Here is a 13,025-nt window from a genome sequence, read left to right on the forward strand (position 1 = left end):
GCAACCTATTGACCTAATATCTTTTTATAAAATTAACATTGCGTCACCGTAAGAATAGAATTTGTATTTTTCTTTTACGGCTTCTTCATAAGCATGCATTACAAAATCTCTTCCTGCAAAGGCTGCAATCATCATCAATAATGTTGATTTTGGCGTGTGGAAGTTTGTGATCATTGAGTTGGCTACACCAAAATCGTGAGGAGGATAAATGAATTTATTGGTCCATCCGTTGAAAGCAGAGATTTTTTTGTTTGAAGAAACAGAAGTTTCCAATGCTCTCATGGTAGTAGTACCTACAGCACAAACTCTTCTGTGAGCTTCTACTGCCTTGTTGATGATCTCAGCATTTTTTTCATCGATGATGATTTCTTCAGATTCCATTTTGTGTTTAGAAAGATCTTCCACCTCGATTGGGTTGAAAGTTCCTAAACCTACGTGAAGAGTCACCTCAGCAAAATCGATTCCCTTGATCTCTAATTTTTTCATCAAGTGTTTAGAGAAGTGTAAACCTGCTGTAGGAGCAGCTACTGCGCCTTCCACTTTTGCATAAATCGTCTGATATCTTTCTGCATCTTCCGGCTCTACCGCTCTTTTGATATATTTCGGAAGTGGAGTTTCTCCCAATTCCTTCAATTTTGTTCTGAATTCTTCGTATGAACCGTCGAATAAGAATCTTAATGTTCTTCCTCTTGAAGTAGTATTGTCAATAACTTCCGCTACCAACGATTCATCTTCAGTAAAGAATAATTTGTTACCAATTCTGATTTTTCTTGCCGGATCTACCAATACATCCCAAACACGCGTTTCTTTATCAAGCTCTCTTAAAAGGAAAACTTCAATTTTAGCCCCGGTTTTTTCTTTATTTCCGTAAAGACGGGCAGGGAAAACCTTCGTATTGTTGAAGATGAAAAGATCACTCTCATCAAAATAATCCACTACATCTTTGAATAATTTGTGCTCGATAGTTTCTGTTTTTCTATCAAGAACCATTAATCTGGCTTCGTCTCTGTGCTCTGATGGGTGTTCTGCTAATAATTCCGCAGGAAGATCAAAATTAAAATCTGATGTTTTCATTTTTTAAATTACGGTTTAAAAATTATTGAAATTACATAGTGTAATTTTCGGAGTGCAAATATACGACATTCAACACCCCTTTGTCAAGTATTATTTACAACCAAATCTAAAACCGTGATTACACGGTGATTTCAATCAAAAAAAGGCTTATTTTGGTGTCCCGAAAAAAATAAGTATTGAAATTGATGAGCAGAATTCGAATTCTGAAGATGCAATACTTTGACAAAGGAAAACATAAAGACAAAACAATCTATATAATTATGAGCAAGTATTCAATTGAAGCGTTTATCAACGAAACAAAAGAGAATCCACAGCAAAGGGACTATTTTGAGCTGGAAACCAAGCATCTTCTGGAAATCAACCTGAATAACCAGGCGGTATGGACTAAAAGAGGAAGCATGGTAAGCTATGTGGGAAATATCAATTTTGAAAGACAGGGAATGCTGTCCGGAGGCATCGGAAATCTTTTAAAGAAGGCCATCAGCGGTGAAGGAAGTAAACTGATGAAAGCAGAAGGCAGCGGAAAATTGTATGTAGCTGATTCAGGAAAAAAAGTCCGCATTCTCTATCTGAATAATGAATCGGTGTGTGTGAACGGAAATGATGTGCTGGCTCATGAACAGAGTGTAAAAAGTGATATTACCATGCTTAAAAGTATTGCGGGAATGATGTCCGGCGGTCTTTTCCAGGTAAAACTTTCCGGGACCGGACATATTGCCATTACAACGCATGGAGATCCTCTGACGCTGCTTGTCACTCCTGATACTCCTGTTTTCACTGATCCTAATGCTACCGTGGCATGGTCCGGAAATCTGAGTCCTGAGCTTAAAACAAATGTTTCTTTCAAAAGCCTTATCGGAAGAGGAAGCGGTGAAGAATTTCAGATGAAATTTTCAGGACACGGATGGGTTCTGATTCAGCCATATGAAGAAGTATATTTTATGGAAAAATAAAGCTTCTTACCCTCGGGCAATTTTTGTATTTTCGTACTAACTAAAACAAAAGCAGATGAATACACTGATCAGGTTAGTTTTCGTATGGGTACTTTTTCCTACTACAATTATTGCCCAGGCTTTATCCCCAAATTACAACTACACTATTGATCTCATTCATCTGCCTGACGATGAAGTCAAAGTTTCATTTACTCCGCCTAAAAATAATCTTCAACAGGGAAAATTTGTGATCCCAAAACTCGTTCCCGGCTTTTATCAGGCCATGAATTTCGGGCAATATGTCTCCGATCTGGTGGCCACTGATAAAAAAGGAAAAAAAATCATGACTGAGCGTTTAGATCAAAATAGCTGGATGGTTCATAATCTCAAAAACGTCAATACCATTTCCTATAAGGTGTCTGACGGATGGGATTCTTTAGAAAAAGAAAGCCACGAAGCCAGATCTGCAGGCAGCACATTCATAAAAGACAGTGTTTTTGTCATCAATTACAATTCTCTGGTGGGTTATTTTGAGGAAATGAGAGATATTCCTTATCAGATCAATATTAAGAAAAATAGGGACTTCTATGCTTCTTCTGCACTGGATTACACACAGAAAGACAAACATACAGATATAGTATTGGCAAAGGATTACCGTCAACTGGTTGATTCTCCGGTAATGTACTGCGTTCCTGATACTACCTGGATAAAAATAGGTCATACGGAGGTGCTTGTATCTTTCTATAACAAAAAGGAGAGGCATTATTCCCAAAAAATAGCACAGGAACTGGAAAATATTCTGAAAAACCAACAGGCTTATCTCGGAGGCTCATTGCCTGTTGATAAATATGCTTTTCTGATCTATTACGAATCCTCAAATGAAAAGGGGTTTTTAGGAGACGGGCTTGAGCATTCTCAATCTACTGTCTGCCTGTATCGTTCGGGAAATATGAATTTCCTTCCGATGGCCTTGCAAAGGGTAGCTTCCCACGAATTTTTTCATATTATCACTCCATTGAACATTCATTCGGAAGAAATTCAGCATTATGACTTTCTGAACCCTGTCATGTCTAAACACCTTTGGTTGTATGAGGGGATGACAGAATATGCAACCATCCATATGCCTGTAAAACAAAAAATGATCGGTCTCGGGGATTTTGAAAAAAGCCTTGAAGAAAAGATCAAAGGCATGAAGGGGTTTGATAACCATCTTTCTTTTACAGAGATCAGTAAGAATGCGATGCAAAGGCAGGATCAGTATATGAACTTTTATCAAAAAGGTCCACTGCTGGGAATGTGTCTGGATATAAGACTCAGGGAGCTTTCGGGAGGAAAAATGGGAACTCAGGATCTGATGCTTCAGCTGATGAAAAAATATGGAGCAGGCAAGTATTTTAAAGATGATGATATATTTGATGAAATCACCAAAATGACATTCCCTGAAATACGTAGCTTTTTCCGTGATTATATTGAAGGCACCCAACCCGTACCTTTGAAAGAATATCTGTCAAAAGTTGGGTTTACCTATGACGAAAACACCGGAAAAGTGGATCTTTTATCTCATCCGGATCAAAGGCAAGTGGCATTAAGAAAAGTCTGGATCGGTCAGTAACTTTTGAATAAAACATTCTTAATTTTAAACATTTACCTAATATTTTTCTGGTATGAAACGAAAACTTTCAGGTTTACTGTTGATCATCATTCAATTGGCCTATCCTCAGATACAAAACGTTGAACAAGCAATTGATTCCTGCATAATTAAAGATAATTTTAATGGTGCTGTCTTAGTCGCTCAAAATGGAAAGACCGAATTACTCAGGTATACAGGATTATCCAACAGGCATTACAATATCCCCTTTTCAGATGAAACCCTGTTTCATATTTTCTCCCTTACCAAAACTTTTACAGCTGCATTGATCATGCAACTTTATGAAAAGGGGAAAATTAATCTCGATGCTCCGATTTCTACCTATTACCCCGAGTATAAAGGAGAAGCAGCAAAAAAGGTTACCATAAGAAATCTGCTTACCTACAGCAGTGGCAGGGATAATAAAGATATCAGCTCACCGGAACTTATCCATCAGGCCTATGATAATACCATCTGGAACCTTGATGATTTTATCACCACTTATCTTTCTGAAAAACTTATTGATAAGCCGGGAACAAAGTTCAGTTATAATAACGGTGACTTTATCCTTCTGAGAAAGATCATCGAAAAAATATGTCATCAACCTTTTGAAGAGGTGTTAAAGGAGCAGATACTCATCCCCCTGCACATGCAAAGTACAGGATTCCTTCATCATAATGATATTATCAGAAATATCGACGAAGGCTATACAGCAGACAATCCATCCGATCCGTTTGTCCTTCATATGCCTACAAATACCTATATTGATAATTTCTACTCAGCAGGGGCGATGTATTCTACTCCAAAGGATCTGCTCACCTTTGACCATGCAGTATTTAACGCTGACCTATTCAATAAAAAGACATTGGAAACCATGCTTACTGCAGATAAAAAACTGGAAGATACGGCATTGGGCTTTTGGGTATATCCTAAAAAATTCGGGTCAGTTAATACTTTGTTTGCAGAACGTCAGGGGGAAGGTTATGGCCATAGTGCCAATTGGGTACACCTGGTAGATAAAAACCTAACGGTAATTATCCTTTCCAATACCAAAGATATCAAATACCTGAATAAAATGAGAGAAAAGATAATCAATGCTTATTATGGACAGTAAGTTGTAAGCAACACTCTCCAATTCTCCTCTCAACCCTTTCACACTCTCCCACTCTCAAAAACTAATCTTTCATCACACATACAATCTATAAATTTCTACTTTGGTACTTCTCAAAGCATTTCTGTTCAAAAACATTCACTGTTCATTGAAAAAGTTTTAATATATTTAAAAAAAAAATAGATGAACAAGAGCACTTCCCGCAGAGACTTTATTAAAACGGCAACTCTGGCAAGCTTTGGGGCACTGGTTTTACCCAATTCTTTATTTGCTTATTCCCATGATTTTAAAACAGATAAGAAAGTCCGTGTCGGTTTTATCGGCGTAGGACTACGTGGACAAGAACATGTAAAATTGCTTGCAAAACGCAGTGATGTAGAGATTATAGCTTTTGCTGATCCGGATAAAAGAATGCTTTCAGCTTCACAAAAAATACTAAAAGACAATAATAAACCGGCTGCTCAGGAGTTTTCAAACGGTGAATACGACTATAGAAACCTTTTAAAGTCCAAAAATATAGACGCAGTTGTTATTGCTACTCCATGGGAATGGCACCTTCCTCAGGGTGTAGAAGCCATGCGTGCTAAAAAAATTGTGGGAATGGAAGTCTCAGGAGCTATAAAACTTCAGGACTGCTGGGAGTTTGTAAAAGTATATGAAGAAACTAAGGTTCCTATTTTCATGATGGAAAATGTATGCTACCGCAGAGATATCATGGCTATCCTGAATATGGTTCGCAAAGGAATGTTCGGCGAGCTGGTACATGGAAGAGGTGGTTATCAGCATGATTTAAGAGGTGTACTTTTCAATGACGGAGTAACCCCTTACAATTCCGGAGCTGAATTTGGAGAGAAAGGCTTCAGCGAGGCTAAATGGAGAACGGAACATTATGTAAAGCGCAACGGAGAACTTTATCCTACCCACGGATTAGGACCGGTAGCCATGATGATGGACATCAACCGTGGAAACCGTCTGACCAGACTTTCATCCTTCTCTTCCAAGTCTGTAGGACTCCATAAGTATATTGTTGAACATGCTAAAGGTGGAGAAAATCACCCGAATGCCAAAGTAAAATTCAATCAGGGAGATATTGTTACGACCCAGATTGCCTGTGAAAATGGAGAAACCATTCTCCTTACCCATGATACCAGCTTACAAAGACCTTATGATTTAGGATTCAGAGTACAAGGTACAGAAGGGCTGTGGCAGGACTTCGGATGGGGAGATTTCAACCAGGGGCATATTTATTTTGAAAAAACAATGAACCATACCCATCGTTGGGACAATACCGAAAAATGGATGAAAGAGCACGACCATCCCATGTGGAAAAAATTCGAAAATACAGCTGCAGGAGCAGGACATGGAGGAATGGATTTCTTTGTGATGAATACTTTCATTGAATGTATCAAACGAAACATAGAATTCCCGATGGATGTATATGACCTTGCTCTATGGTATTCAATCACCCCATTAAGTGAAGAATCTATTGCTAAAGGTGGTCAGGTTGTTGATATTCCTGATTTTACCAATGGAAAATGGAAAACCCGCAAACCTGTATTTGGTATGACCGATGAGTTCTAAAAAGACCTTACTTATATTAGCCGGTGGATTAGGAAGCCGTTATAAAGGATTAAAGCAAATAGACGGAATACTCGACAACGGATCCCCGATTTTGGAGTATTCTGTTTATGATGCTCTGGAAGCGGGATTCCAGAAGATTGTTGTTATCATCAACAAACTGATTCCTCAAAGTTATATTGAAAGACTGAACGCTATATCCCAGGCAAAAGGTTTTGAACTTCACTGGATTTATCAGGAAGTCAACAGTATCCGGTTACAAGGTTTTGATTATCCTGAACGTGAAAAACCATGGGGAACCGCACATGCCGTCCTTTGTGCTAAATATGCAATACAGGAACCTTTTGTCATGATTAATGCTGATGATTTTTATGGTAAAGAAGCCTATCTTCTTGCTGCCGACGAAATTGACCATCACCGTATTTCCGAGTCACAGTTTGGTATGGTAGCCTACCCCGTTGAAAGTACGCTGAGCAGCTATGGGACAGTGGCAAGGGGAATCTGTACTTTAGATCCTGAAAACTACCTGATCAAAGTTGAGGAACAGACTTCGATTCAAAAAATAAACGGTTCTATCATTTATACAGAAGACGGAAAATATATTCCGATATCCCCCGACACTCTGGTATCGATGAACTTCTTTATTTTCCATCCGCATATTTTCTGTTCTCTGGAGGCGTATTTCTATGATTTCATTGAATCTGATCCTGCGCCTAAACAGGAGTTTTATATTCCTTCTGCGGTACAGAGAATGATGGACGATGAACAGGTAAAAGTATTGGTAAAAGCGTCAAATTCTCCATGGATGGGAGTTACCTATGCAGATGATAAAAAGAACATCAAGGATTTCCTGAAATCGCAGATTCAAAAAAACAGCTATCCGGAAGATTTATGGAAATAAAAGATATTGTTACTCAATTTATCCATACAGAAAATTACAGTCTTTCTCCTATTACAGATGGACTGATCAATACAACTTACCTTTTGGAAGACAGGGATCGGAGAGAAAAGTTTATCCTGCAAAAGATCAATGACAATGTTTTCAAACAGCCGCAGGTTGTTGTGAAAAATCATTTACTTATTAATGAACTTCTCCAATCCAATAATTATCAATTTCAGATTATAGAGATTATTCCTTCTCTTGACGGTAAACTTTTGGTAAAAGATTCAAATGGTCAGCCATGGCGTATGTTAAGTTATGTTGAAAACAGTATTACCTTTCTTACTGCTCCATCCTTACAAACTGCTTTTGAAGCAGCTAAAACTTTCAGCTATTTCCTTGCTACCATAAATACTGAAAAATTACCTGATATTGAAGATCCGCTTCCTGATTTTCTCAATTTTGAAAAAAGGATTACAGATTATAGAAATTCATTAAAAAATGCTGCTCCTCATTTAAAAGAAAACGCAAAGGCTGAAATTGAAATGACCAACCAGTTTCTTTCGTTGCCTGAACAATGGAAAGAAATGGAAAGAAGTAAGCAGGTGCCCAAAAGAATTATCCATGCAGATGTAAAAATCAGCAATATCCTTTTCGATCAACATCATAATCCTCTGGCTGTGATTGATTTGGACACCATGATGATTTCTACCATTTTATATGATTTTGGAACCATGGTCCAGTCTTATACCAATAAAACCAAAGAAGATGACGGAAGTGCCAGAAACAATTTCAACCCTGAAATGTATGAAGCCGTAAAGGAAGGATTTTTATTCCATCTGAAAGATAAATTAACTCCAAAAGAATCTGAAAACCTGGACTATGCGGCACAGGTTGCCATTTATATCCAGGAAGTTCGTTTTTTAACCGATTATCTGAACGGAAGCACCTATTACTCTATCACACATCCTGAGCACAATCTGGATAGAACCAGGAATCAACTGGAACTGTTGAAAGGGTTGAGGGAATATTTAGAGGTTGAATAAATCACAAAAGTTTTTTGAACACTTAAGTTATTTAAGTGACAAGTTTACGCATAAAAAGTGCACTAAAGTTTCTTGAAAATCTCAGATTTTCTCTGGAATGAACTAAAGTATTTAAAAGAAATATGTATTATCAGTATTACTCTCTGGAAAATTAAAAACAAAATTCTGTAGTACCAGTTCAATCTCCAAGAGTTTATCATTTCAGAAAATCAAGAATCTTTGCCCAACCTTCAAGTTTTTTTCAAACGGAATGGTATATGCCGGGCTTGTTGATGGCAGTAAAAAAACCGGTAAGTTATTTTTCTTTCCTAACAGTTTGATCAGATTTTTATACGATTTCCCGCCATTACAAAACAGCGCTTTGATATTCGGATGTTTTTCAAGCAATTCAGCAATCTGGTTGGCTTCTTCATTTTTGATTTCCGAATCAAGGCTTCCTTTTCGTTCACAGGAATCAATAACGTCCCAAAGAGCGATGTGATGTTTCTTTATTGTTTCAATTCTCTGAGTATAGTCTTCTGTAAATTCTTCTTCCATCAATTCAAAGATAATCCGCCAGAATTTGTTCTGAGGATGGGCATAATATTGTTGTTTTTCCAGTGATTTACCGCCAGGAATGGAGCCCAGGATCAATATTTCAGACTGAGAATCAATAATGGGAGGAAAAGAAAAAATACGGTTTTGCATCATCAAATATATACATTTTGGCTAAAGCCATTGGAATTTTTTATAATAAAAAAGCGGGCTAAAGCCCGCTTCTATTGATATTTTTTATAATGTTTCTTTCAACCAGTCAAAGAATTCTCTCTGCCATACCAATCCGTTTTGTGGATGAAGTACCCAGTGATTCTCATTCGGGAAGTATACCAGTTTTGATTTTAAACCTCTTAGTTTTGCAGCCTGAAAAGCTTCCTGTCCTTGTTCGTAAGGCACACGGAAATCGATTCCTCCCTGAACAATCATGATAGGTTTATTCCATTTTTCCACGAAATTGCTTGGGTTGAATTCTGTATATGCTTTGGGTTGTGGCTTGTCCCAAGGAGAACCGATATCCCAGTTCGCAAACCAAAGCTCTTCAGTAGTCAGGTACCATGATTTCATATCAAATAATCCATCGTGGGCAATAAATGTTTTGAATCTGTTTTCGTGAATTCCTGCCAGCATAAATACACTATAACCTCCATAGCTGGCCCCTACTGCTGCTACTCTGTCACCGTCTACATAAGGTAATGTTTTAGCATAATCTGTAGCGGCAAGATAATCTCTCATCGGCTGTCCGCCCCAGTCTTTTGAAATATCTTCGTTCCATTTGGTGCCCCATCCCGGCATACCTCTTCTGTTTGGAGCAACTACGATATAGTCATTGGCTGTCATTAAAGCGAAGTTCCATCTTACACTGAAATATTGTGTCAGTGCAGATTGTGGACCTCCCTGGCAGTAAACCAATGTAGGATATTTTTTATTTGGATCGAAATTAGGCGGATAATGGAACCAAACTCCCATTTCTTTACCGTCGGAAGTTTTCACCATTTTAAGTTCAGATTTTCCTTGAGCCAGCTTAGCATAAGTATCCTTATTGGCTTCAGTCACCTGCTTCATTTCTCCGTTTTTTAGGTTTACAGAGAATAATTCCGTAGCATGGTTTACGTCTGTTCTTCCTACTAAAAGAGAGGTCTTATTGTCGGTAAAAATTTCGTTAACATCGAAATCTCCTTTTGTAATCTGCTGCACTTTTGCTGATTTTGAATCAAGAGAAAAAAGTTGCTTTGTACCTCTGTGCGCTGCCGTAAAATAAATAGTTTTTGAATCTGCTCCCCAAAGAACATCTCCTGAAACGCTGTCATCCCAGCCTGCGGTAAGGTTGGTTGTCTTTCCGGTTTTCCAATCCATGATTTTCACATCATTCTTATCCGCTTCATAGCCGTCTCTGGCCATACTCTGCCAGATCAGTGATTTACCATCCGGGCTGAACTTAGGATTGATATCGTACCCTTTATTCGGCTCAGTTAAGTTTTTGGTAACCCCTGAAGCCATATCATAGGCAAAAATATCCGTATTGGTACTTGTTGCATATTCTTTACCACTTTTAGGCTTTGTCACATACAGAAGCTGTGAGGAATCCGGACTCCAGATAAAGTCTTCTGCTCCACCGAAAGGTCTTTGAGGGGAATCCCATGTTTTTCCTTCCAGCAGATCTTTTGCAGCCTCAACTTTATCGGATGTATTGACTACAAACACGTGATTGTATTTCCCTTCGTTGAAGTAATCCCAGTGTCTGTGGTTCAGATCTGTGTATACCTGTGCCGTTGTTTTAGGTGTATCGGCATATTTATCTTTGCCCATTAACTTTTCAACCAAGACCTGCCTGCTGAAAGCAATTCTTTTACCATCCGGAGAAATAACTATATTGTCAACTTCACCGATCGTGTAAAACTCAGTCCATGTTTTCCCTGCATCTTTGGAAAGATAAATTTTGTCTCCTTCCTGGGCATAAATTCCGTTTTTATCCCATTGGATCAGAGATTTTTTACCTAAATCAATTTTTGCAGACTGATTATTAAGAACATTCAGAAAATAGTTTTCACTTTTTGTTTTTTCTGTTTTCAGATCTACCTGTCCTACTTTGTAAATAAGGGAAGCCTGATCCGGTGAAACTGCCTGTACTCCCACTTTTTTCAAAGTCCAAAGAATTTCAGGCGTCATTACTTGTTGTGCATTCATTAAAAGCGGAGCTGCCAGCGCCAGCAGACTGTACTTAAGTTTCATATGTTACTATTCATTTTTAGCGGAATGAGAGAATCCGCAGATTCCTTCATCCCTTTATTACATTCAAAGATTGCCAAAGTTAATATTTAAAATAAAAACAGCCGAAAGAATTAACATTTAAGTTTCCTAAAATTGAAATAAATATCATATTGATGGGTATATTTCAGTAATTTTATAAAAAACTAAATTCCATTGACCATGAAAAAAAATCTACTTTTAGCGTCTTGCTTTGTATCATCTTTTCTTTTTTCTCAAATCACAATGCTCCCCGCGGGAACTCATTATTATGATCCTTACCAGGCTACTGTTTCGGGAAACGGAACGATTTATTATACTACAGACGGAAGTACACCAACACTCAATTCAAATTCAGCAATCAACACCGTACAAGTTTCTATTGATCAGAATAAGGAAATCAAAGCATTCCTTGTTGACGGCCAGGGAAATTCTTCAGCTGTCATCGCTAAAAAATATCACACGGGAGCTATTCCCGCCTCGGCTATTTATTTTAAAGCTCCTTCCACATGGACCTCGGGAAGTTGTGTCATGATTGATATGGTTCGTCCCAATTCCATTAACGGATTTGCTATTGACACTTTCTGGCCAGGACTACCGATGCAGCCCACAGGATGTGAAACCTGGTACAAGATCAGCAGGAATTTTGAAAATGCCAATGTACGCTTCAATAATTGCTCTCCTTTTGAGAATATTCCACAAACCGTCAGTACTCATCTGATTCCAATGGGAAGTACTTTGTATTATGATTTTACAGATGGAGAGATCACCAATCCGCCTTCATGCTTGTTTCTGGGAACCAGTGAGGCCTTGCTAAACTGCAAAGATGTCTTAATCAAAGTATATCCGAATCCTGTTTCCGATATTTTAAAGATCAATACCCAAAGGGATTTCCTGGAGTATGAAATTATAGACATTAATGGAAAAACCGTCTCAAGGAATGGATATAAAAAGGAAATTTCTATTAGGCATCTGATTTCGGGAAATTATTTTTTAAAGCTAAAGGATCACCGGGGAAGTTTAGTCGTACTGAAGTTTATAAAGAAATAAAAAATCCGCTCATTGAGCGGATTTATATTTTGATCTGAATTTTCATTCTTTAGTCTCCATCTGAGAACATTGAGTTTGCCAGAGAGGTTACGATTGATAACAGGATACTGAATACAAATGCCCACCAGAAGCCATCTACAAACATACTGTCTATAAAATAGTCGGCAATCAGGATAATGGCCGCGTTGATGACCAAGGAAAAGAATCCCAGGGTAAGAATAGTCAGCGGAAGTCCGAAAAGGCTTAAAATTGGTTTTACAAAGATATTCAGTACTCCGAGTACAAGAGCAAAAATAATGGCTGATGAAAATCCTTCAAACTGTACTCCCGGTAAAATTTTGGTTAAAAGATAGGCAACTATGGCCGTCACAAACAATCTGATAATTAAGTTCATTTCGTTATTTTTTTAATGTTTATGGGGTGTATGGAGCAAAAGCTATTCCATTTTCATGAAAAATTTTCAATAAAATTGATCGTTTAAAGGATATTTTAATTCCTTATTTTATTTTCATCATGGTTACCAATGAAGTAGCCGCATGACTTTCTGATCCTGACCCTTCCTGTACCACATAAATTTCTGTTCTTACCACACTAATTTTTGTCCCACCTTTTATCACATATGATTTAGAAACTAAAGCATCTCCCAGTGCCGGACGAAGATAGTTAACTTTCAACTCTACTGTCACCACATAGCAATCCTCCTCATAATGGCTTACTGCGGCATATCCTGAAGAAACATCTACCAGGGAAGCGATCATAGCCCCGTTGAACATACCTGCTTTTCTGGTCATCATTTCCATTTTAGGAATTTTCATGGAAATAAAATCGGTTTCCACTTCCAGTAATTCTGCACGGTAAAATTTCAATGTTTCTGAACGGTTGAAGCTGTCTGTGATGAGTTTTCTTTTTTCTGGTGTCATGAATTTATTTTTAACAAAGGTAAGTG

Annotated in this window: 12 protein-coding genes; 7 read left to right on the forward strand and 5 right to left on the reverse strand. The window is 37.9% G+C overall.

Annotation, left to right across the window (positions count from 1 at the left end; genetic code table 11):
* Positions 1-24: 24 nt before the first annotated feature.
* On the reverse strand, positions 25-1,074 hold the full coding sequence (gene queA / locus H3Z85_00215) for a tRNA preQ1(34) S-adenosylmethionine ribosyltransferase-isomerase QueA (GenBank protein QPQ51993.1): 1,050 nt from the start codon (positions 1,072-1,074) through the stop codon (positions 25-27).
* Positions 1,075-1,334: 260 nt separating this feature from the next.
* Between queA and H3Z85_00220 the strand changes: the two genes are divergently transcribed.
* The 6 genes from H3Z85_00220 (at position 1,335) to H3Z85_00245 (ending at position 8,248) form a co-directional block, all read left to right on the forward strand.
* Positions 1,335-2,027 carry an AIM24 family protein gene (locus H3Z85_00220; protein ID QPQ51994.1) on the forward strand — a complete coding sequence of 231 codons (693 nt, stop codon included), beginning with the start codon at positions 1,335-1,337 and terminating at the stop codon, positions 2,025-2,027.
* A 55-nt stretch (positions 2,028-2,082) separates the two neighbouring features.
* A complete protein-coding gene (locus tag H3Z85_00225; GenBank protein QPQ51995.1) occupies positions 2,083-3,618 on the forward strand; it encodes a peptidase M61 in 1,536 nt (511 codons plus the stop codon).
* A 52-nt stretch (positions 3,619-3,670) separates the two neighbouring features.
* Complete coding sequence (locus tag H3Z85_00230; protein QPQ51996.1) at positions 3,671-4,747, forward strand: beta-lactamase family protein; 1,077 nt, start codon at positions 3,671-3,673, stop codon at positions 4,745-4,747.
* A 180-nt stretch (positions 4,748-4,927) separates the two neighbouring features.
* Positions 4,928-6,325 carry a Gfo/Idh/MocA family oxidoreductase gene (locus H3Z85_00235; GenBank protein ID QPQ51997.1) on the forward strand — a complete coding sequence of 466 codons (1,398 nt, stop codon included), beginning with the start codon at positions 4,928-4,930 and terminating at the stop codon, positions 6,323-6,325.
* The gene (locus H3Z85_00240) at positions 6,315-7,223 is read left to right on the forward strand and encodes a nucleotidyltransferase (protein QPQ51998.1); all 909 of its coding nucleotides are present in this window, start codon (positions 6,315-6,317) and stop codon (positions 7,221-7,223) included. The genes H3Z85_00235 and H3Z85_00240 overlap by 11 nt, the downstream gene beginning before the upstream one ends.
* A complete protein-coding gene (locus H3Z85_00245; protein ID QPQ51999.1) occupies positions 7,214-8,248 on the forward strand; it encodes an aminoglycoside phosphotransferase family protein in 1,035 nt (344 codons plus the stop codon). Before H3Z85_00240 ends, H3Z85_00245 begins: the two co-directional genes overlap by 10 nt.
* Before the next feature lie 201 nt (positions 8,249-8,449).
* Here the strand turns inward: H3Z85_00245 and H3Z85_00250 are convergent, their stop codons facing one another.
* Together H3Z85_00250 and H3Z85_00255 are read right to left on the reverse strand one after the other, a co-directional pair.
* A complete protein-coding gene (locus H3Z85_00250) occupies positions 8,450-8,935 on the reverse strand; it encodes a DNA-deoxyinosine glycosylase (protein ID QPQ53812.1) in 486 nt (161 codons plus the stop codon).
* Between the two features lie 84 nt (positions 8,936-9,019).
* Positions 9,020-11,014 carry a S9 family peptidase gene (locus H3Z85_00255; protein QPQ52000.1) on the reverse strand — a complete coding sequence of 665 codons (1,995 nt, stop codon included), beginning with the start codon at positions 11,012-11,014 and terminating at the stop codon, positions 9,020-9,022.
* Positions 11,015-11,212: 198 nt separating this feature from the next.
* Between H3Z85_00255 and H3Z85_00260 the strand changes: the two genes are divergently transcribed.
* Entirely contained in the window at positions 11,213-12,079 is an 867-nt protein-coding gene (locus H3Z85_00260; protein ID QPQ52001.1) for a chitobiase/beta-hexosaminidase C-terminal domain-containing protein, read from the forward strand.
* A 49-nt stretch (positions 12,080-12,128) separates the two neighbouring features.
* Here the strand turns inward: H3Z85_00260 and H3Z85_00265 are convergent, their stop codons facing one another.
* Positions 12,129-12,473: a phage holin family protein gene (locus H3Z85_00265; GenBank protein QPQ52002.1), complete on the reverse strand. Its 345-nt coding sequence runs from the start codon at positions 12,471-12,473 to the stop codon at positions 12,129-12,131.
* A gap of 103 nt (positions 12,474-12,576) precedes the next feature.
* On the reverse strand, positions 12,577-12,999 hold the full coding sequence (locus H3Z85_00270; GenBank protein QPQ52003.1) for a PaaI family thioesterase: 423 nt from the start codon (positions 12,997-12,999) through the stop codon (positions 12,577-12,579).
* Positions 13,000-13,025 lie beyond the last annotated feature (26 nt).

Source organism: Chryseobacterium indologenes (genome assembly GCA_016025055.1).
Taxonomy (GTDB): domain Bacteria; phylum Bacteroidota; class Bacteroidia; order Flavobacteriales; family Weeksellaceae; genus Chryseobacterium; species Chryseobacterium indologenes.

What these genes read in the sequence shown, in the direction of transcription:
- queA (QPQ51993.1), bottom strand. Translation starts at nt 1,074, where the DNA reads ATGAAAACATCAGATTTTAATTTTGATCTTCCTGCGGAATTATTAGCA.
- H3Z85_00270 (QPQ52003.1), bottom strand. Translation starts at nt 12,999, where the DNA reads ATGACACCAGAAAAAAGAAAACTCATCACAGACAGCTTCAACCGTTCA.
- H3Z85_00245 (QPQ51999.1), top strand. Translation starts at nt 7,214, where the DNA reads ATGGAAATAAAAGATATTGTTACTCAATTTATCCATACAGAAAATTAC.
- H3Z85_00235 (QPQ51997.1), top strand. Translation starts at nt 4,928, where the DNA reads ATGAACAAGAGCACTTCCCGCAGAGACTTTATTAAAACGGCAACTCTG.
- H3Z85_00220 (QPQ51994.1), top strand. Translation starts at nt 1,335, where the DNA reads ATGAGCAAGTATTCAATTGAAGCGTTTATCAACGAAACAAAAGAGAAT.
- H3Z85_00265 (QPQ52002.1), bottom strand. Translation starts at nt 12,473, where the DNA reads ATGAACTTAATTATCAGATTGTTTGTGACGGCCATAGTTGCCTATCTT.
- H3Z85_00260 (QPQ52001.1), top strand. Translation starts at nt 11,213, where the DNA reads ATGAAAAAAAATCTACTTTTAGCGTCTTGCTTTGTATCATCTTTTCTT.
- H3Z85_00230 (QPQ51996.1), top strand. Translation starts at nt 3,671, where the DNA reads ATGAAACGAAAACTTTCAGGTTTACTGTTGATCATCATTCAATTGGCC.
- H3Z85_00250 (QPQ53812.1), bottom strand. Translation starts at nt 8,935, where the DNA reads ATGCAAAACCGTATTTTTTCTTTTCCTCCCATTATTGATTCTCAGTCT.
- H3Z85_00240 (QPQ51998.1), top strand. Translation starts at nt 6,315, where the DNA reads ATGAGTTCTAAAAAGACCTTACTTATATTAGCCGGTGGATTAGGAAGC.
- H3Z85_00255 (QPQ52000.1), bottom strand. Translation starts at nt 11,014, where the DNA reads ATGAAACTTAAGTACAGTCTGCTGGCGCTGGCAGCTCCGCTTTTAATG.
- H3Z85_00225 (QPQ51995.1), top strand. Translation starts at nt 2,083, where the DNA reads ATGAATACACTGATCAGGTTAGTTTTCGTATGGGTACTTTTTCCTACT.